General features: G+C 59.4%; 19 protein-coding genes. 11 read left to right on the forward strand and 8 right to left on the reverse strand.

Translation table 11 applies throughout. The features are described 5' to 3' along the window. The first annotated feature begins 89 nt into the window (after positions 1–89). The 6 genes from adk (at position 90) to ACA075_RS05450 (ending at position 4,512) form a co-directional block, all read left to right on the forward strand. Positions 90–737, forward strand: coding sequence for an adenylate kinase (gene adk, locus ACA075_RS05425; RefSeq protein ID WP_131063156.1), 648 nt, complete (start codon positions 90–92; stop codon positions 735–737). A 93-nt stretch (positions 738–830) separates the two neighbouring features. After that, on the forward strand, positions 831–1,505 hold the full coding sequence (gene tsaB, locus ACA075_RS05430; protein ID WP_497297606.1) for a tRNA (adenosine(37)-N6)-threonylcarbamoyltransferase complex dimerization subunit type 1 TsaB: 675 nt from the start codon (positions 831–833) through the stop codon (positions 1,503–1,505). Positions 1,506–1,795: 290 nt separating this feature from the next. Then, a complete protein-coding gene (locus ACA075_RS05435; RefSeq protein ID WP_219097639.1) occupies positions 1,796–2,101 on the forward strand; it encodes a hypothetical protein in 306 nt (101 codons plus the stop codon). Next, complete coding sequence (locus ACA075_RS05440; RefSeq protein ID WP_497297607.1) at positions 2,101–2,961, forward strand: DUF72 domain-containing protein; 861 nt, start codon at positions 2,101–2,103, stop codon at positions 2,959–2,961. The genes ACA075_RS05435 and ACA075_RS05440 overlap by 1 nt, the downstream gene beginning before the upstream one ends. A gap of 31 nt (positions 2,962–2,992) precedes the next feature. Further along, positions 2,993–3,814, forward strand: a complete 822-nt coding sequence (locus ACA075_RS05445; protein WP_219097637.1) for an isocitrate lyase/PEP mutase family protein — start codon at positions 2,993–2,995, stop codon at positions 3,812–3,814. A gap of 2 nt (positions 3,815–3,816) precedes the next feature. Then, positions 3,817–4,512: an extensin-like domain-containing protein gene (locus ACA075_RS05450; RefSeq protein WP_497297608.1), complete on the forward strand. Its 696-nt coding sequence runs from the start codon at positions 3,817–3,819 to the stop codon at positions 4,510–4,512. Between the two features lie 17 nt (positions 4,513–4,529). Here ACA075_RS05450 and ACA075_RS05455 read toward each other — a convergent pair whose 3' ends face one another. Continuing rightward, complete coding sequence (locus ACA075_RS05455; RefSeq protein ID WP_497297609.1) at positions 4,530–5,150, reverse strand: energy transducer TonB; 621 nt, start codon at positions 5,148–5,150, stop codon at positions 4,530–4,532. A gap of 93 nt (positions 5,151–5,243) precedes the next feature. Between ACA075_RS05455 and ACA075_RS05460 the strand changes: the two genes are divergently transcribed. After that, the gene (locus ACA075_RS05460) at positions 5,244–6,026 is read left to right on the forward strand and encodes a class I SAM-dependent methyltransferase (RefSeq protein WP_010462878.1); all 783 of its coding nucleotides are present in this window, start codon (positions 5,244–5,246) and stop codon (positions 6,024–6,026) included. 62 nt (positions 6,027–6,088) lie between these two features. Here ACA075_RS05460 and ACA075_RS05465 read toward each other — a convergent pair whose 3' ends face one another. Beyond that, complete coding sequence (locus ACA075_RS05465) at positions 6,089–6,733, reverse strand: TetR/AcrR family transcriptional regulator (RefSeq protein ID WP_497297610.1); 645 nt, start codon at positions 6,731–6,733, stop codon at positions 6,089–6,091. Positions 6,734–6,826: 93 nt separating this feature from the next. On the opposite strand from ACA075_RS05465, the gene ACA075_RS05470 reads away from it, so the two are divergent. From ACA075_RS05470 to ACA075_RS05480, 3 genes are all read left to right on the forward strand, one after another. Beyond that, entirely contained in the window at positions 6,827–7,927 is a 1,101-nt protein-coding gene (locus tag ACA075_RS05470) for an efflux RND transporter periplasmic adaptor subunit (RefSeq protein ID WP_497297611.1), read from the forward strand. A gap of 6 nt (positions 7,928–7,933) precedes the next feature. Further along, positions 7,934–10,999 (forward strand): efflux RND transporter permease subunit, encoded by a 3,066-nt coding sequence (locus ACA075_RS05475; RefSeq protein WP_497297612.1) that lies wholly within the window; start codon positions 7,934–7,936, stop codon positions 10,997–10,999. Between the two features lie 560 nt (positions 11,000–11,559). Further along, the gene (locus tag ACA075_RS05480) at positions 11,560–11,949 is read left to right on the forward strand and encodes a DUF6124 family protein (protein ID WP_497297613.1); all 390 of its coding nucleotides are present in this window, start codon (positions 11,560–11,562) and stop codon (positions 11,947–11,949) included. A 69-nt stretch (positions 11,950–12,018) separates the two neighbouring features. Here ACA075_RS05480 and ACA075_RS05485 read toward each other — a convergent pair whose 3' ends face one another. The 5 genes from ACA075_RS05485 to plsB all read right to left on the reverse strand — a co-directional run bounded on the left by ACA075_RS05485 (position 12,019) and on the right by plsB (position 16,922). Then, positions 12,019–12,708, reverse strand: a complete 690-nt coding sequence (locus ACA075_RS05485; protein ID WP_497297614.1) for a DUF4197 domain-containing protein — start codon at positions 12,706–12,708, stop codon at positions 12,019–12,021. A 27-nt stretch (positions 12,709–12,735) separates the two neighbouring features. Continuing rightward, positions 12,736–13,134, reverse strand: a complete 399-nt coding sequence (locus ACA075_RS05490; protein WP_497297615.1) for a YbaY family lipoprotein — start codon at positions 13,132–13,134, stop codon at positions 12,736–12,738. Between the two features lie 76 nt (positions 13,135–13,210). Continuing rightward, positions 13,211–13,576 carry a YbaY family lipoprotein gene (locus ACA075_RS05495; protein WP_497297616.1) on the reverse strand — a complete coding sequence of 122 codons (366 nt, stop codon included), beginning with the start codon at positions 13,574–13,576 and terminating at the stop codon, positions 13,211–13,213. Positions 13,577–13,726: 150 nt separating this feature from the next. Continuing rightward, on the reverse strand, positions 13,727–14,329 hold the full coding sequence (locus ACA075_RS05500; RefSeq protein WP_497297617.1) for a hypothetical protein: 603 nt from the start codon (positions 14,327–14,329) through the stop codon (positions 13,727–13,729). Between the two features lie 109 nt (positions 14,330–14,438). Next, positions 14,439–16,922, reverse strand: a complete 2,484-nt coding sequence (plsB, locus tag ACA075_RS05505) for a glycerol-3-phosphate 1-O-acyltransferase PlsB (RefSeq protein ID WP_497297618.1) — start codon at positions 16,920–16,922, stop codon at positions 14,439–14,441. Positions 16,923–17,158: 236 nt separating this feature from the next. On the opposite strand from plsB, the gene ACA075_RS05510 reads away from it, so the two are divergent. Then, on the forward strand, positions 17,159–17,368 hold the full coding sequence (locus tag ACA075_RS05510; RefSeq protein ID WP_008146705.1) for a cold-shock protein: 210 nt from the start codon (positions 17,159–17,161) through the stop codon (positions 17,366–17,368). A 136-nt stretch (positions 17,369–17,504) separates the two neighbouring features. Here ACA075_RS05510 and ACA075_RS05515 read toward each other — a convergent pair whose 3' ends face one another. Beyond that, the gene (locus tag ACA075_RS05515) at positions 17,505–17,882 is read right to left on the reverse strand and encodes a hypothetical protein (protein WP_128872768.1); all 378 of its coding nucleotides are present in this window, start codon (positions 17,880–17,882) and stop codon (positions 17,505–17,507) included. Positions 17,883–17,892 lie beyond the last annotated feature (10 nt).

Below are 17,892 nucleotides of genomic sequence, written 5' to 3' on the forward strand. Positions count from 1 at the left end.
GGCCGTTTGGGCGGCCACGACCCTGTTTTTGAGATTGGCCCCACGAGGCGAATCCGTTGTTATCTATATAAAAATTGAGGAGCACATCGATGCGCGTCATTCTGCTGGGAGCTCCCGGGGCCGGTAAAGGTACTCAGGCTAAGTTCATCACCGAAAAGTTCGGCATCCCGCAAATCTCCACTGGCGACATGCTGCGTGCCGCGGTCAAGGCCGGCACCGAGCTGGGCCTGATCGCCAAGAGCGTCATGGACAGCGGTGGCCTGGTTTCCGATGACCTGATCATCAATCTGGTCAAGGAACGCATCAGCCAGGCGGATTGCGCCAACGGTTTCCTGTTCGACGGTTTCCCGCGCACCATTCCCCAGGCTGAAGCCCTGGTGAAAGCCGGCGTCGAGCTGGATCACGTGGTCGAGATCGACGTCAAGGACGAAGACATCGTCCAGCGTATTGCCGGTCGTCGCGTGCATGAGGCTTCAGGCCGCGTGTACCACATCGTCTACAACCCGCCGAAAATTGCCGGTAAAGACGACATCACCGGTGAAGAGCTGGTGCAGCGCAAAGACGATACCGAAGAAACCGTGCGTCATCGTCTCTCCGTCTACCACGCTCAGACCGAGCCTCTGGTGAAGTTTTACCAGGAGCTGTCCGTCGCTCAGGGCAAACCGAAGTACAGCCACATCGAAGGTGTTGGCTCGGTTGAAGCGATCACCGGCAAGGTGCTTGAAGCGCTGAACTGAAAAGTCTGAACTGCTTCATCTTCTACGGCCCGCTTGCGGGCCGTAGTTGTTTATACTGGCGCACTTTTTCTGACCTCTCTTACGGAAACATCGATGAGCACCTTGCTGGCCCTGGACACCGCGACTGAAGCTTGCTCCGTTGCCTTGCTGCATGACGGCAAGGTCTCGAGCCATTACGAGGTGATCCCGCGCCTGCATGCGCAGAAACTATTGCCGATGATCCAGCAATTGCTCGCCGACGCCGGGACCACCCTGCAAGCGGTCGATGCCATCGCCTTCGGTCGTGGACCGGGCGCATTCACTGGCGTGCGGATCGCCATCGGTGTGGTGCAAGGCCTTGCGTTTGCGCTGGATCGCCCGGTGTTGCCGGTCTCCAACCTGGCGGTACTGGCGCAACGGGCGTATCGCGAACACGGCGTCAGCCAGGTCGCGGCCGCTATCGATGCGCGGATGGATGAAGTGTATTGGGGTTGCTATCGCGAAACGGCGGGAGAGATGCGCCTGGTCGGCAATGAAGCGGTGCTGGCGCCGGAAGTGGCCGCATTGCCCGCTGATGCCTGCGGTGAATGGTTCGGCGCCGGCACGGGCTGGGGGTATGCCGAGCGCATCGCCGTCAATCTGAGCGGGCAGGACGCAGGCATGCTGCCGCACGCCGAAGACCTGCTGACGCTGGCGCGGTTTGCCTGGGCGCGCGGTGAGGCGATTGTGGCGGATGAGGCTCAGCCGGTGTATCTGCGCGACAAAGTGGCGACGCCGAAAGCGCGTTGATCCATGCGGTTTCTGTGGCGAGGGGACTTGTCCCCGTTCGGCTGCGCAGCAGTCGTAAAACCAGCCAGCACGGTGTGTCAGCCATATCAGGGTGCTGGAATTGGGGCCGCTTCGCAGCCCAACGGGGACAAGTCCCCTCGCCACAAAATAGTGTCAGCTTCAGCCAATCGTCAGTTTCTAACCGCCGTTTTTAAACCTTTTCGTATTTCTGTGTTCTAGTTATCACTCGGCGGTTTGCGAAGTGGAATAGGTGCCACTAAACTGCCATTACTGATACCGGACATGTACTCATGCGTATAGACGGCGTTTCCTCCCAGTCCTACCCCATCAAGCGCAAGCCTCGCAAAGGCCCTGTGGCGGATGACGACTACGTCGATATCGACGGCGAGCTGGAAATTCCGTCCGAAGAGCAAATGGCGGCCCGCGCCGCCAAAGCTTCCGCGCAACGCCTGAGCAATCTCCCGGCCCGTCAGCAAGACATGATCTACCACCGCGCCATGAGCAAAAGCGTCGCCACGGCACTCGCCAGCTACCTGAGCACCGCCGGTTTTGTCGATTGGGATACGGATGTAATGGGCCTCGACCTGTACATCTGATGCGGCTGCCTTACTACCTCGGCTGCCCGTCCTGGAGTGAAAACGCCTGGCGCGATTATCTGTATCCGCCGGACGCCAAACCCGCTGACTTCCTGAATCTCTATTCCCAAGTATTCAACGCCGTAGAAGGCAATACGACCTTCTACGCGAGCCCCGCTGCCAGCATCGTGCAGCGCTGGGCCGAAACCATGCCCGAACACTTTCGCTTCACCGCCAAGTTTCCCGGCGACATCAGCCACGGCGGTGACCTGCGCGAACAACTGACCGCCGCCGACACGTTCCTGCAATTGCTCAGCCCGCTCGGTGAACGGGTTTCGCCCCTGTGGCTGCAACTGTCGAAAAGCTTCACGCCGCACCGGTTGCCCGAATTGGCCGGCTTCATCGATGCGCTTGAACGCCCGCTGGCCGTTGAAGTGCGGCATGACGAGTTCTTCGCCAAAGGCGATAGCGAGCGCAGGCTCAATCGGCTGCTGCTGGATCGGGGCGTAGAACGCATCTGCCTTGATCCGCGAGCGCTGTTCAGCTGCACGTCGACCGATCCTTCGGTACTCCACGCCCAATCGAAAAAGCCCAGGGTGCCGCCGCGTCCGGCAGCGTTTACCCGGTTTCCGCAGGTGCGTTTCATCGGCCATGCACAGCTTGAGGCGAATGATCCGTTCCTGGAGCCGTGGGTCGAGAAAATCGCCGTGTGGATCGAAGAGGGTCGTACGCCCTACATCTTCCTGCACACCGCCGATAACCTGCTGGCCGCCAGACTGGCGCAACGTTTTCACGCAAAACTGATGCTGCGTTTGCCTGGCTTGCCGCCGTTGCCTGAGCTATACAGAGAGCCCGCCGCCGAGCAACTTGGCCTGCTCTGAGGCGGACTCGTCCCCTTTCAGGAGCCTGCCAATGGATGCGCAAACCCTTCGAGCCCAGGCGTTCAAAGCACTGCACGAACGCGAGGGCGCTTTTGTCATTCCCAATCCGTGGGACGCCGGCTCGGCGAAGATGCTCGCCAGCCTGGGTTTCGAGGCGCTGGCGACCACCAGCGCCGGTTATGCCTTTTCCAATGCGCGCCCCGATGGCGGGTTGACGCTGGACGATACGCTGGCGAACGTGCGGGCGATTGTCGCGGCAACCGAGCTGCCGGTGGCGGTGGACCTGGAAAACGGTTTCGCGGACGACCCGGCTGAATGTGCACAGAGTATTTTGCAGGCCGCAGCGGCCGGTGCGGTAGGGGGCTCGATCGAAGATGCCACCGGTCGAGAAGACGCGCCGATCTACTGTTTCGAACATGCCGTGGCGCGCATTGAGGCCGCCGTCGCAGCGGCTCGCAGCCTGCCTTTCCCTTTTATGCTGACCGCCCGTGCCGAGAATTTTCTGCACGGCAATCCTGACCTGGCCGATACCATTCGCCGTTTGCAGGCTTTCGCCGAAGCGGGCGCCGACGTGTTGTACGCGCCGGGTCTGCGTAGCGCTGAAGACGTGTTGGCGGTGGTCCGCGCCGTGGCGCCCAAACCGGTCAACGTGTTGATGTCCGGCGGGCTCAAACTGACGGTCGAGCAATTGAGCGAGATGGGCGTCAAACGCATCAGCGTCGGTTCGGCCCTGGCCTTGGCGGCCTACGGCGAGTTTTTCCGCGCGGCCGAAGAGATCAAGACGTCGGGCACCTTCGGGTTCACGTCACGGTCCATGCCATACGCCAAGGCCAATCAATTGTTCAAAGGCTGACGATGCGGTTTCGGTGGTGGCTGTTGTTGATGTTGTTGATGATCGGTGCTGCGGGCGTGAGCGTCTGGCGCGGCTGGATTTCGCTGCCACCCCAGTGGAACCCTTGGGCGCCGCTGGACGTGAAGGCCGAGCCGAACTTTCTGACGCGCTACAAACTGATGCGCCTGCGCGATGATCCGCAATTGTGTGATCAGGCCTTGAGCAGCTCCGGTTTACGCGTTGCGCATCAGGCCGACAGCCCCGGCGCGACGTGCCCATTGATCAACACCTTGCGAGTCCAAGGCGGCGATGTCGCGCTGAGTAGCAGCTTTCTCGCCAGTTGCCGTTTGGCGGTGTCGTTTGCCCTGTTCGAACACCACGCCCTGCAACCCGCCGCGCAAGCGGTGTATGGGCAGCCTGTTAGTCGTGTCGATCATCTCGGCAGCTTCGCCTGCCGCAATGTCTACGGTCGCGAAAACGGCAGGCGAAGCCAGCACGCCAGCGCCGATGCGCTGGACATCGCCGGTTTTCGCCTGGCGGATGGTCGCTCCATCAGCGTGCTCAAGGACTGGTCCAAGGATAATCAGGACGCACGGTTTCTACGTCAGGTCCGCGATGGCGCCTGTGGCTTGTTCAGTGTGGTGTTGAGCCCGGACTACAACGCCGCCCATCGCAATCACTTTCATGTCGATGTCGGGCCGTGGTGGGTGTGTCGCTGAGGTTTTTTTGTTGAAGGTCAGGCGGCGATGCGCAGGTTTTGCAGGACGATCGGGCGAGCCCAGCCGGTATCGAAATCGAAGTGTTTTTGTTGCTCGACCATTTCTTCAGGGGAGAACGGCGGGAACGGTTTGTCCAGCAGGTCCATTTCGAATTCGGCGATCGGCAAGTGCAGTGGACGCGGTTGTGGCGCCGGGCCGGCTTCTGGCACAGGCTGGCCGGCGGTGAGCACGATCGGCCGCACCCAGCCACTTTCGAAGTCTTGTTGCTTCTGCTGGGCGACGATTTCTTCAGCCGGGAAAGGCGGGAAAGGTTTGTCGGCCAAGTCCATTTCGAACTCGGCAATCGGCAGGAACAGCGGCTCGGGTGGTTTGACTTCGGTTTCTTTCACATCGCATTCGCGCTGGCTGACGATGTGCGCCAGCAGTTCGCTGCCGACGGTCGGCTCCACCGGGCTTTCGAGATCAACCGGAGGAAACGTGCCACACGCCGGCACCACATCGGTCGACTGTTCGGCCAGGGCCTGGGCAAAAAAATCCTGCCACAGGTGACTGACGCCGCTCAGTGCCTGGGAATTTCGCAGGCCATAATCGCCATGACGCGATATGTAGCCTACGGATGTGGATTGAATGCCTGACATTTTTCTCGGTCGACGCTCAGCTCTGGCAAAATGCTCGTTAGTTTTGTTATCGGCCGATTTTGCCGATCATTAATTTTTTGAGCGTGTTTTCCCATGATTGAGCAACCTGCGGCCTGCCGCATCCATGTCGAGGCCTCGGCCCCGGCGTTTCAGCCACAAGCCGAGCAGTGGGCCGAGCGCCTGGGCTTGCCTTTGCACGTGGATGACGGCGAGTTTGCCTTGCAGGTGGGCGAACAGGGTTTGCAGCTGCAACAGCTCGGGCCTGACGCACCGGGGCCGGTGCGGGTGGACTTTGTTGAAGGTGGCGCGGCGCATCGGCGGTTGTTCGGCGGTGGTACGGGGCAGATGATCGCCAAGGCGGTTGGCATCGCCCAAGGCGTGCGTCCGCGTGTGCTGGATGCCACGGCGGGGCTGGGCAAGGATGCGTTCGTGCTGGCGAGCCTGGGCTGCGAGATGAGCCTGATCGAGCGTCAGCCGCTGATTGGCGCGTTGCTCGAGGATGGACTGGCCCGTGGCGCAGAGGATTTCGATGTGGCACCGATTGTGGCGCGGATGAAGTTGCTCAAGGGCAACTCAATCGAGGTCATGCGCAACTGGGAAGGCGAGCCGCCACAAGTGATCTACCTCGACCCGATGTTTCCGCACCGTGAGAAAACGGCGTTGGTGAAGAAGGAAATGCGTCTGTTCCGGCCGTTGGTCGGCGATGATCCCGATGCGCCGGCACTGCTCGAAGCCGCATTGGCACTGGCCAGCCATCGGGTGGTGGTCAAGCGCCCGCGCAAGGCACCGTGTATTGCGGGGCCCAAGCCGAGTCATGCGCTGGACGGCAAATCCAGTCGGTATGACATTTATCCGAAGAAAGCGCTCAAGCCCTGAGACCGCGTCGCCTCCATCGCGGGCAAGCCCGCGATAGCGTCAGTTCAGCCACCCAGCATTCATCAGGCTGTCTCAGGCCTATAGGCCCGCATAAACAACTCCACCACTTCCCGTACATGTTCCTCGGCCGCATCGCCCGTTACCGGTTCGCCGCAGCCATACAGCAAACGGAAATTCCCCGCGCCCTTGAGCAGGCAGAAGAAATGCTCGGCGGCATTACGCGGTTTATCGATGCTCAACGCGCCGCTCTGATCAACCCTGGTCAGCAACCGCTCCATGCCATGCAACATGCGCTGCGGCCCGGCCTCGAAGAAGATCAGTGAGAGTTTCGGGTCCTGGCTGCCCAGGGCCATCATCAGCCGATGCAGGTTCACCGATTCGTCGCTGTTGATCAGTTGGTGAAAGCCGCGTGCGATGTTCAGCAGCACCGTTTGCACCGAAATGCCGTCCGGCAACTCGAAAAACAGCGTGGGCAACTGCTCTTCGCACTTGGCCATCACGGCAGCGGAGAACAGCGTCTCCTTGTCGTTGAAATGGCTGTAGACCGTCAGCTTCGACACGCCGGCTTCAGCCGCCACTGCATCCATGCTGGTGCTGGCGTAACCATTACTCAGAAACAGAATTTTCGCCGCATCGAGGATGGCCTGGCGCTTGGCCAGATCCTTGGGACGGCCCGGACCGTTGGGTGCTGAAAGATTGTTCGACATTCTTCGCTTTAATACTGGACTGGTGAGTTTGCTATTAATAACATACTCGCCAGTATAATTATTCAAAGCACCATTAGCGAAAGGTCCTTCACCATGTTCCGCTATGCCTTGCCCCTCGCGTTGCCAGTCAGTCTGGCGTTTTTATTGTCTGCGTGTGGCCACGAAGAGGCGCCGAAAGCCACTGTCCGTCCGGCCATGGTGGTGCAGCCAGAGCCTTCGGCACAGGCAATGGAAAGCTATCCGGGTGAAGTGCGGGCTCGTTATGAGCCGGACTTGGCGTTTCGCATCGGCGGCAAGGTCAGCCGACGACTGGTGGAAGAGGGGCAGCGGGTCAAGGCCGACCAACCACTGGCCGAACTCGATCCTCAGGACGTACGCCTGCAACTGGAAGCCACCCGCGCCCAGGTCGCCGCCGCCGAGGCCAATCTGAGCCTGGTGCGCGCCGAGCGTGATCGCTACAAGACCCTGATGGACCGTCAGATGGTCAGCCGTTCGCAGTACGACAATGCCGAAAACCTTTACCGATCCGGTGAAGCGCGCCTCAAGCAAATCAAAGCCGAATTCAACGTCTCGACCAATCAGGCCAGCTACGCGGTGCTGCGAGCGCCCCAGGATGGCGTGGTGGCCAAGCGCGCGGTGGAAGTCGGGCAAGTGGTGGCGGCCGGGCAAACCGTGTTTACCCTCGCCACCGATGGCGAGCGTGAGGTGTTGATCAGCCTGCCGGAGCAGAGTTTCGGCCGCTTCAAGGTCGGTCAGCCAGTCTCGGTCGAACTCTGGACCCAACCCGATCAGCGGTTCGCCGGGCGCATCCGTGAGCTGTCGCCCGCTGCCGATCCTAAGTCCCGCACCTTCGCTGCCCGAATTTCATTCACTGGCGGCAAGGTCCCCGCCGAACTCGGCCAGAGCGCCCGGGTGTTCGTCCAGACCGCTGACGTGATACCGCTGTCTGTGCCGCTGTCGGCACTGACGGCGGAAAACGGCGCCACCTACGTCTGGGTCGTCAGTGCCAACAACACCTTGAAGAAAACCCCGGTCCGGGTCGGTGCCTTCGGCGAAAAAACCGTTCCGGTACTCGAAGGCCTGAATGCCAGCGACTGGGTGGTGGCCGCTGGCGTCCATGTTTTGCTTGAAGGGCAGCAAGTGCGCCCGGTGGATCGCTCCAACCGCGTGGTCAATCTGGCGGACAAGGAGTAATCCCCGATGGGTTTCAATCTTTCCGAATGGGCGCTGCGCAATCGCCAGATCGTACTGTTCCTGATGCTCTTGCTGGCCGTCGTCGGCGCGCTTTCCTACACCAAGCTCGGCCAAAGCGAAGACCCGCCGTTCACCTTCAAGGCCATGGTGATCCGCACCAACTGGCCGGGCGCCACGGCGCAGGAAGTCTCGCGCCAGGTCACCGAACGCATTGAAAAGAAACTGATGGAAACCGGCGAATACGAACGCATCGTGTCGTTCTCGCGCCCCGGCGAATCCCAGGTGACGTTCATTGCCCGGGACTCCCTGCATTCGGTGCAAATACCGGACCTCTGGTACCAGGTTCGCAAAAAGGTCAGTGACATTCGGCACACCTTGCCTCCGGGTATCCAGGGGCCGTTTTTCAACGATGAATTCGGCACCACATTCGGCAACATCTACGCGCTCACCGGCGACGGTTTTGATTACGCGGTGCTCAAGGATTACGCCGACCGCATTCAGATCCAGCTGCAACGGGTGAAGGATGTGGGCAAGGTCGATCTGCTCGGGTTGCAAGACGAGAAGATCTGGATCGAACTCTCCAACGTCAAACTCGCCACGCTCGGTTTGCCCTTGGCCGCCGTGCAGCAAGCCCTTGAAGAGCAGAACGCAGTGTCCACGGCCGGGTTCTTCGAAACCACCAGCGAGCGATTGCAACTACGGGTTTCGGGGAATTTTCAGACAGTCGATGAGATCAAGAACTTCCCGATTCGCGTCGGTGATCGCACCTTCCGTATTTCCGATGTGGCGGACGTGCGTCGCGGCTTCAACGATCCGCCGGCGCCGCGCATGCGCTTCATGGCGGAAAACGCCATCGGTCTGGCCGTGGCGATGAAGGACGGCGGCGATATTCTGGTCTTGGGCAAGGCGCTGGAAGTCGAGTTTGACCGCATCCAGAAAAACCTCCCCGCGGGCATGCAACTGCGCAAGGTTTCCGATCAGCCCGCAGCGGTGAAAACCGGTGTCGGCGAGTTTGTCCAGGTGCTGGTCGAAGCCCTGGCGATTGTGTTGCTGGTGAGCTTTTTCTCCCTCGGCGTGCGCACTGGCATGGTGGTGGCGCTGGCGATCCCGCTGGTGTTGGCGATGACCTTCGCCTGCATGTATTACCTCGGCATCGGCCTGCACAAGATTTCCCTCGGCGCGTTGGTATTGGCCTTGGGCTTGTTGGTGGACGACGCGATCATCGCCGTGGAAATGATGGCGATCAAAATGGAGCAGGGCTTCGACCGCATCAAGGCCGCCAGTTATGCCTGGACCAGCACGGCGTTCCCGATGCTCACTGGCACCCTGATTACCGCCGCGGGTTTCCTGCCGATCGCCACTGCGCAATCGGGCACCGGCGAATACACCCGTTCGATCTTCCAGGTGGTGACCATCGCGTTGCTGGCTTCATGGATTGCGGCGGTGGTGTTTGTGCCGTACCTGGGGGAAAAACTCCTGCCGGACCTGGCGAAAATTCATGCCGCCAAACATGGCACGGGTCAGCCCGATCCTTATGGCACGCCGTTCTATCAGCGGGTCAGACGCTTGGTGGAGTGGTGCGTGCGCTGGCGTAAAACCGTCATCGTGCTGACCGTGGTGTTGTTCATCGGCTCGATCGTGCTGTTCCGCTTTGTGCCGCAACAATTCTTCCCGGCCTCGGGTCGACTCGAGTTGATGGTCGATCTGAAACTCGCGGAAGGCGCCTCCCTGAGCAACACTGCCGATGAGGTTAAACGTCTTGAAGCCTTGCTGAAGGATCACGCTGGTATCGACAACTACGTGGCCTACGTCGGTACCGGTTCGCCACGTTTCTACCTGCCGTTGGATCAGCAACTGCCGGCGGCGAGCTTTGCTCAATTTGTCGTCCTGGCCAAGACCATCGAGGAGCGTGAAATCCTGCGCACCTGGCTGATCGAAACCCTCAACGAACAATTCCCGGCCCTGCGCTCGCGGGTCACACGCCTTGAAAACGGGCCGCCAGTTGGATATCCGGTGCAGTTCCGGGTGACCGGTGAGCACATCGAGGAAGTCCGCGCATTGGCTCGGAAAGTGGCCGCCAAGGTTCGCGAGAACCCGCACGTGGTGAACGTCCACCTGGACTGGGAAGAACCGAGCAAAGTGGTTTACCTGAACGTCGATCAGGACCGCGCCCGGGCGCTGGGCGTGAGCACGGCGAACCTGTCGAAGTTCCTGCAAAGCTCGTTAACCGGGTCCAGTGTCAGCCAGTACCGCGAAGACAACGAGTTGATCGAGATCCTGCTGCGCGGCACGTTGCATGAGCGCACCGAACTGTCGTTGCTGCCGAGTCTGGCGGTGCCGACCGACAACGGCCGCAGTGTGGCGCTGTCGCAGATCGCGACGCTGGAATATGGCTTCGAGGAAGGCATCATCTGGCACCGTAATCGCCTGCCGAACGTGACGATCCGCGCTGACATCTACGGCAAGGAACAACCGGCGACGCTGGTGCAGCAAATCATGCCGACCCTCGACCCGATTCGCGCCGAACTGCCAGACGGCTACTTGCTGGACGTCGGCGGCACCGTTGAAGACTCGGCCCGTGGCCAGAACTCGGTGAAGGCCGGCGTGCCGCTGTTCATTGTGGTGGTGCTGACCTTGCTGATGCTGCAACTGCGCAGTTTCTCCCGCACGGTGATGGTGTTCCTGACCGCACCGCTGGGCTTGATTGGCGTGACGCTGTTCTTGATGGTGTTTCGTCAGCCGTTCGGTTTTGTCGCGATGCTCGGGACCATCGCGCTGTCCGGGATGATCATGCGTAACTCGGTGATTCTGGTGGACCAGATCGAGCAGGACATCGCCGCCGGGCTTAAACCGTGGCAAGCGATCATCGAAGCCACGGTGCGACGCTTCCGACCGATTGTGCTGACCGCACTCGCGGCGGTGCTGGCGATGATTCCGTTGTCGCGCAGCGTGTTCTTCGGGCCGATGGCCGTGGCGATCATGGGTGGGTTGATCGTGGCGACGGCGCTGACATTGCTGTTTTTGCCGGCGTTGTATGCGGCGTGGTTCAGGATCAAGAACGAGTCGGTGTAATCTCGGCGGCCTTCGGGCCGCCGCTCTCTCGCTGCCGATCACCGCTTAAAAACTGTAGGAGCGAGCCTGCTCGCGATGGCGTGGTGTCAGACGATACATTTTTCGCCTGGACGGCCGCTATCGCGAGCAGGCTCGCTCCCACAGTTGATCTTCATGTACTCAAACACCGTGTCCGACACAGAACCCTGTGGGAGCGGGCTTGCCCCGGGCGGCGTTCCGACGATGGCTATTTGGCAGGCGACTTTGTTTAAAGAGCCGTCAAACATCAGAACCTTCCCACGAGATTTTCAGGTTGTCTGTCGGAAGCGCGATCTCTAGGCTTTCGAGTGTCGCTGCAAAAAGCAGCGACCGGGTTTCGCAGCCCGGTTAAACTTCAGACGCACAGCGTCCACCATCCGAAAGCGGGCGCTTTTTTATGCCTGTGTTATGGCGGCTGTGCGCGGGAGATCTTCGGGTCTGCCGGGTTCCTGAAGTCCCGGTCTGCGAACCTGCGTACAGCTGCCACCTTATGTTCGTTTCGCAGCGAACGGTGACAGCTCCACTACTTCAGGAGCTACACGATGATTAAAGACAGCCCAAATCCTCCAGACACGGAAGTAAAACTGGAAGTAGAAACCGACCCGGTTTCCCCTTACGCCTTTCTCGATTCCAAAAAACTCCACGACGCGGCAATTCGCGCTCTTGATCACTATTTGGCGCCGCCACCCGAAAAAAAGGCTAAAGCCGAGCGTCGTCCTAGCTCGGTTTTCGTCATCGCCCCCAACGTCGATTCCGAAACCCTTTTGGCTCACGCCTGCGAAACCCTCGCTTCGGCAAATGTGATGGCCAGTGAGTTAGCCTTCGGTCTGAGCGGACCGACATGCAATCTTATGTTGGCGGTTCAACAGATGATTTCGCTGGCGGAGTTATCGGTAAATCGCGTTCTGGATCAGGTTGATCCGCACCAGTAGCGCAAACGGAAAAAGCCCACTGACCTGTAAAGACCAGTGGGCTTTTTTGCGAGTTTCAGTTGCCTGGAATTAAAGCGTACCGAAGACTTTCTTCGCCAGACTCGTCGCCGCCGCCGCAGGGTTCTTGCGAATGGTTTCTTCCTGTTTGCCAATCATCTCGAACAAACCGTTCAGCGCCTGCTCGGTCACGTAGCTTTCGATGTTGGCGTTCTTGGTATCCAGCACGCCCATGGTCGCTGCCTGGCCCGCGAAGGTGTTGTATTGCTTGGCCAGGCCGACCTGGTCGGTGGCTTGCTTGACGATCGGCAGGAACTTCAGGCGAATCTGTTCACGGCTGGTTTTGCTCAGGTACTGGGTTGCCGAGTCGTTACCGCCGCTGAGAATCCCTTTGGCATCTTCGACGCTCATCTTCTTCACGGCATCGACCAGGATCGGCTGGGCTTGGGTCACGGCGGTTTCGGCCGCTTTGTTCATGCTGGTTTCCAGCTCGGTGACCTGATCGCCCATGCCGAACTGTTTCATTTTGCTGGCAACTTTAGCCAGTTTGCCCGGTAGTTCGATTTTTACGTCCGGGTTGTTGCTGAAGCCGCCCGGCGTGCCGAGTTGTTTGACGGCCAGCTGCGCGCCTTGGGTCAGGGCATCCTTGAGGCCACCGGTGGCGTCTTTTTGCGACAGGTCATTGAGCGACAGCGCCAGTGCGCTGGCGGAGATCATCAAGCCTGCGCAGAGGCCGGCGAAACGAAGGGTAGGGCGGAACATGGCGGCTTCCTTGTACGAAAGAGGAGTTTAGCGAACGGCGTCGACGCGGATTTTCAGTGGCTGCGGATCGCTGCCATCAAGTTGTACGGCGTGGTGTTCGGTGGTGATGAACATCAGCTTGCCGTCGACCTCGATGCGCGCGCTGACGGAATAGCGATGGCCGGGTTTGACCTGGGCCGGATCGTAACTCAGATGAAACGGCAGCGGCACCTGGCCTTTGACCGGGCCTTTCTGTTCGTCGAGGATAACGGCGGGCGCATCCGCGAGGGAAACGTCCTGCAGGCTGACGCTCAAGGTGGCGCTCGGCGGCAGGGCGATGCGTTGCAGGTAGAAGACTTCGCCATCTAGGCTGGTTTTCGCGGCAGGTTGCAGGGTTTGGCAGGCACTGAGCAAAGCAGCCAGTCCCAGAAGCGAACGTTTTTTCATGAATTGAATCCGTGTCCTTGGCGCCCGAAGAAGACCGGCGCCAACGACAATTTAACGGATTTTTCTAGCGCAGGGCTTAGAAGGTACTGTCTGGTTCTGTTCGAACGTTGCGGACAATAACATCCTCGGGGCGCAGGTGGTCGACACCCAACTGCACGGCGTGATCTTCAGTGGTCGCGAAGATCACTTGTTCGGTGGTTTCGATCCGTGCCCGGATTGCATAGCGATGGTCAGGCAGGACATCGGCCATCTTGTACAGCAAGGTAAAGTCCAAACCCGTTGTTTCTGCGCAAGGAATAACTTGCTGGGCGAGTGCTTTGGCGGGGGGCTCTGCTGAGGTGACATCCAACAAACTCACGTGAAGTGTGGAGTCGGGTGGTAACTCGGTTCTCAGCAGATAGTGCACGATGCCGCTAATGCTTTTTTCGTATTCGTTGCTCACTTTGATGTCCTTATCAAATGCATCGTCGGAAATGACGAGTTGTCAGCATATCGTCGAGAACAACAAACGCTATGTAGGATGTTTCCTGACTTGTAGAGCGAATAGGCAGCGAGATAACGAAACGATGAAGATAAACAGGTTGAACGCCTCTCAGGCCTTGTTAAAGGGTTTCAATACAACCGATCCCGGATAGACCGCTATTGAATTTCGGTATTCGTTTTCAGTGGCGGTCAGGGTATAGCGCTTGCCGGGAACGACAGTGGCTGGATCGTATTCCAGATAAAACGCCTCCGCCATTTTTTCGCTGACATGGATTTGGGTGACGAGGGCGTGAGTGTCGTCATGCTCGTGGGCCGCAACGGTGACGGCATGTTCGGGTTCGACCGCTCGGGGTTTTTGCGTCTGGACGTAGAGACGGCCAACGGGGCTCAGATGCAGGGTCTGTCGGTGCGGCGCTCGATGGACAATCACGACGTAGTCCAAATCAATCAGCAAAGGAACTCCGTTTTGGGTCATGTTGATCGTCACGAGGTATTTGACGCTGACATCGGAATAGTTGTGTGCAAACGAAAAGTTCCAGCGTCCGCTGCGCAGCATCGGTTCTCGGAGTTGCGCTACGTTGAGGGGGGCAGAAGTGTTGGCAGTTTGAACGCTTATATAAGTTTCACCTTCGCCATCGCTGGGGGGCAGGAAGTCTTCAGGCAAACTAAACGTCAGGGTGATGTAGGAGGTGGTGTTATCTGATTGGCTCATCGCGATATCCGTATCGGGATTAAATGGGCCTCTATTTATCCATAATTGACAGATTATAAGAACATCCTTGTTCCTATAGTCATTGTCAGGAAGTTACCGCCGACTCCAACTAAGCCTGGTCCGCTGCATCTTCACTTCGATGCAACGCCACCTGACGGATCGACAAACGAATCTCCGCCGGCAACACCCGTTTGGCCGCGCCTTCTGCCAGTTCGCCCAGCAGTTCGTGATAACTCAGCTTGCCGGCTTCGTCGCGCTTGAGTACGTCGAGATCCAGCAGGGTCTGGATGAAGTGGCGGAACAGGCTCTTGTCGAAGAACTCCGGGGCATTCAGCCCGTGCAGGATCGACAGGCGCTGGGCCATGACAGTGCACAGGTCTTCAAGCTCTTCGGCGCTGATGCTGTTCTGGCCGCTGTTGAGCAGCAGGGACACGGTCATGTAGAAGCGTTGCAGTGTCTGGGCGATGCTCTTCGACAACAACGTCAGCAACACAAAGTGCCGCGAACTTGGGGCCGGGCGCAGGTAGACGTCGTTCTCGAATCGCAGCAGACCTTGTTCGACGAACGCTTCGAGCCATTGATCAATCACGCCATCCAGTTCGTCGAGCGTCCAGCGAATGAACAGTTCCGATTGCAGGTATGGATACAGCGCGCGGGTGTAGCGCAGGATCTGTTCGCGGCTCATGCGCGAGGCACTCTGGAAGAAACTCGCGAGCAGCGCCGGGAGGGCGAAGATGTGCAGCACGTTGTTGCGGTAGTAGGTCATCAGGACCGCGTTCTGCTCGTCCAGATACAGAATCTTGCCCAGTGCATCGCTCTGTTCGGACAGCAGGTCCATGTCCTTCACGTGCTCGATCAACACCCGGCCGTCACCGTCCGGCAACGTGGTGTGCGGCGAGTACGGAACCTTGCGCAGCAGCGCCAGATACAAATCAAGCACCCGCGCCATGGCGCGGTCGTCCAAAGCCAGTCGGGTGGTGGACAGTAGCGCCAAGGCTACCAGGTTGACCGGGTTGATCGCCGCCGCTTCGTTCAGGTGCTGCGCGACTTTCTCGCCGAGACGGTGGGTGGTTTCGTTGAGCCAGGCCGGTTTGAACTGCGGGCCGAGTTCCTGTTTGCGCCAGTCTGGCTGTTCGTTGTCGAGGAATTCCGCGAGTTTGATCGGTTCGCCGAAGTTCACCGCCACCTGGCCGAAACGCTGTTTGAGCGCGCCGATGACTTTGAAGATGTCGAAGATTGATTCTTTCTTCTTGCTCGCGCCACGCAGTTCGCCGAGGTAGGTGCGGCCTTCCAGCACGCGCTCGTAACCGATGTACACCGGAATGAACACGATGGGCATGCGCGATGAACGCAGGAAGCTGCGCAGGGTAATTGCCAGCATCCCGGTTTTCGGTTGCAGCATGCGCCCGGTGCGCGAGCGGCCGCCCTCGACGAAGTACTCGACCGGGAAACCTTTGGTGAACAGGGTGTGCAGGTATTCGTTGAACACCGAGGTGTACAGCGGATTGCCCTTGAACGTGCGGCGCATGAAGAACGCGCCGCCACGACGCAGCAAGCTACCGATCACCGGCATGTTGAGGTTGATCCCGGCGGCGATGTGCGGCGGGGTCAGGCCGTTACGGAACAGCAAGTAGGACAGCAGCAGGTAGTCGATGTGGCTGCGGTGGCACGGCACGTAAATCACCTCGTGGCCCTGGGCGACCTTCTGCACGCCTTCGATGTGGCTGACCTTGATCCCGTCGTAGATCTTGTTCCAGAACCAGCTCAGCACCACTTCCAGAAAACGGATCGCCGTGTAGGTGTAGTCCGAGGCGATCTCGTTGCCATAGCGCAGGGCCTGGGCCTTGGCTTTCTCCGGGGAGATGTTTTCACGTTCGGCTTCGTCGAGGATCGCTTGCTTGACCAGCGGCTGGTTGAGCAGGCCCTTGACCAGGTTGCGGCGGTGGGAGATGTCCGGGCCGATCACTGCGGCTTTCAGGTTGCGGAAGTGCACCCGCAGGATCCGCTGGGCCATGCGCACCGTACGCTCGTGGCCTTTGTTGTGGTCGATCAGCTCGCGCAAATGAATCGGCGCCGAGAACTGCACGCGGGTTTTGCGCCCCAGCACAATGATGCTCAGCAATCGACGCAGGCGTCCGGTCACTGCCCAACTGTCGGCGAAGAGCAATTTCCACGGGCTCGATTCGCTATCGGGCGATTGGCCCCAGAACACGCTGACCGGAATGATCTGCGCGTCTTCGGCGGCGTTCTGGCTCAGGGCGCTGACCAGGCGGGTCAGGGCGGGCGGCGCACCACGTTTGTCCTGACGGCCGAGCCAGTCGGGCTCCGGCGTCAGGTAGAAAAACGCAGCGGGCTCCACCAGATTACCCACCGACACAGGCAGCACAGGACGGGGCAGGCCAGCCTTGCTGCATTCGGTGTCGACCACGGCAAGGTCAGTCAGCGAAGGGTTTTGCAGGACGTAGAACACCGGACGACTGCGGTCGAGGTTGAGGGTGAACGACGACTGGTTAATCGTCTCCGAGCGAACCCAGAGATAGAGCAGTCGGCGCAGGGTGCCAAACACAAGACGGCGGAACGGGGAACGGGTCATACGGCTTCTGCGTGAGTGAGTAAAACCAAGCAATTGCTCGGGCGGCCGATAGTGTGCCGTATTCGTCGAAAATCGGCAAAAAAGCGCGTAAGTAAACTCCAGTTGAGAGTTTTAGCGCCTGACATATACTCGGCGTGCCCGCACTGGCCAGACAGTGGCACCTCTCAGTGCAAAGCAATGTTCCCGAGGCTTTCCTGCGAAGAGCCCGATCAATAATAAGAAAGGAGTATGAACAGATGGCAACACGTGAAACCGGCAATGTGAAGTGGTTCAACGACGCCAAGGGCTACGGCTTTATTCAGCGCGAGGACGGGGTGGACGTGTTCGTGCATTACCGCGCGATTCGCGGCGAGGGGCATCGTTCGCTGGCTGAAGGTCAGCAGGTTGAATACGGCGTGGTGACGGGGGAGAAAGGATTGCAGGCTGAGGATGTGGTGGGCCTGTAAACCCACCCATCAGTTCACCTAAAACCACTGTGGGAGCGAGCTTGCTCGCGATGACGGACTGACATTCAACATCGATGTTGGCTGACAGGGTCTCTTCGCGAGCAAGCTCGCTCCCACAGGTTTGGTGTTCTGGTTATTAAGCGGTTTTCCAGGTGATTTCTTCTTCACCGTCGGCACTGATGCGCATCCAGCGATCCGCTGTTTCTTCACCTTCTTCCTCGACCCATGTACCCGGTGCGCAACGCACTTCAACGTTCAGCGCGGCAAACGCGGCGCGGGCGCAGGCGATGTCGTCTTCCCACGGGGTCTGGTCGCTGTCCAGGAACAGGCTGTTCCATTTGCCGACCGCTTTTGGCAGCCAGGTGACAGGTACGTTGCCGGCCTTGCACTTGTAAGTCTGGCCCTTCTTGACCCATTCACTGCACTGGCCCAACGCCTCGCTAAGCCAGTCTGCGACGGCTTTGTAGTCGACGTCAGCGTCTTTAAGGTAAATCTCGATATCGGGTTGGCGCATGGATGTCCTC

Source organism: Pseudomonas sp. LBUM1663 (genome assembly GCF_059695905.1).

Bases quoted from the DNA above. Each gene is read 5' to 3' on its own strand.
- adk (WP_131063156.1), top strand. From the start codon at position 90: ATGCGCGTCATTCTGCTGGGAGCTCCCGGGGCCGGTAAAGGTACTCAG.
- ACA075_RS05485 (WP_497297614.1), bottom strand. From the start codon at position 12,708: ATGTTCCGCCCTACCCTTCGTTTCGCCGGCCTCTGCGCAGGCTTGATG.
- ACA075_RS05500 (WP_497297617.1), bottom strand. From the start codon at position 14,329: ATGAGCCAATCAGATAACACCACCTCCTACATCACCCTGACGTTTAGT.
- ACA075_RS05490 (WP_497297615.1), bottom strand. From the start codon at position 13,134: ATGAAAAAACGTTCGCTTCTGGGACTGGCTGCTTTGCTCAGTGCCTGC.
- ACA075_RS05465 (WP_497297610.1), bottom strand. From the start codon at position 6,733: ATGTCGAACAATCTTTCAGCACCCAACGGTCCGGGCCGTCCCAAGGAT.
- ACA075_RS05445 (WP_219097637.1), top strand. From the start codon at position 2,993: ATGGATGCGCAAACCCTTCGAGCCCAGGCGTTCAAAGCACTGCACGAA.
- ACA075_RS05460 (WP_010462878.1), top strand. From the start codon at position 5,244: ATGATTGAGCAACCTGCGGCCTGCCGCATCCATGTCGAGGCCTCGGCC.
- ACA075_RS05515 (WP_128872768.1), bottom strand. From the start codon at position 17,882: ATGCGCCAACCCGATATCGAGATTTACCTTAAAGACGCTGACGTCGAC.
- ACA075_RS05440 (WP_497297607.1), top strand. From the start codon at position 2,101: ATGCGGCTGCCTTACTACCTCGGCTGCCCGTCCTGGAGTGAAAACGCC.
- plsB (WP_497297618.1), bottom strand. From the start codon at position 16,922: ATGACCCGTTCCCCGTTCCGCCGTCTTGTGTTTGGCACCCTGCGCCGA.
- ACA075_RS05435 (WP_219097639.1), top strand. From the start codon at position 1,796: ATGCGTATAGACGGCGTTTCCTCCCAGTCCTACCCCATCAAGCGCAAG.
- ACA075_RS05470 (WP_497297611.1), top strand. From the start codon at position 6,827: ATGTTCCGCTATGCCTTGCCCCTCGCGTTGCCAGTCAGTCTGGCGTTT.
- ACA075_RS05455 (WP_497297609.1), bottom strand. From the start codon at position 5,150: ATGTCAGGCATTCAATCCACATCCGTAGGCTACATATCGCGTCATGGC.
- ACA075_RS05480 (WP_497297613.1), top strand. From the start codon at position 11,560: ATGATTAAAGACAGCCCAAATCCTCCAGACACGGAAGTAAAACTGGAA.
- ACA075_RS05510 (WP_008146705.1), top strand. From the start codon at position 17,159: ATGGCAACACGTGAAACCGGCAATGTGAAGTGGTTCAACGACGCCAAG.
- ACA075_RS05450 (WP_497297608.1), top strand. From the start codon at position 3,817: ATGCGGTTTCGGTGGTGGCTGTTGTTGATGTTGTTGATGATCGGTGCT.
- ACA075_RS05475 (WP_497297612.1), top strand. From the start codon at position 7,934: ATGGGTTTCAATCTTTCCGAATGGGCGCTGCGCAATCGCCAGATCGTA.
- tsaB (WP_497297606.1), top strand. From the start codon at position 831: ATGAGCACCTTGCTGGCCCTGGACACCGCGACTGAAGCTTGCTCCGTT.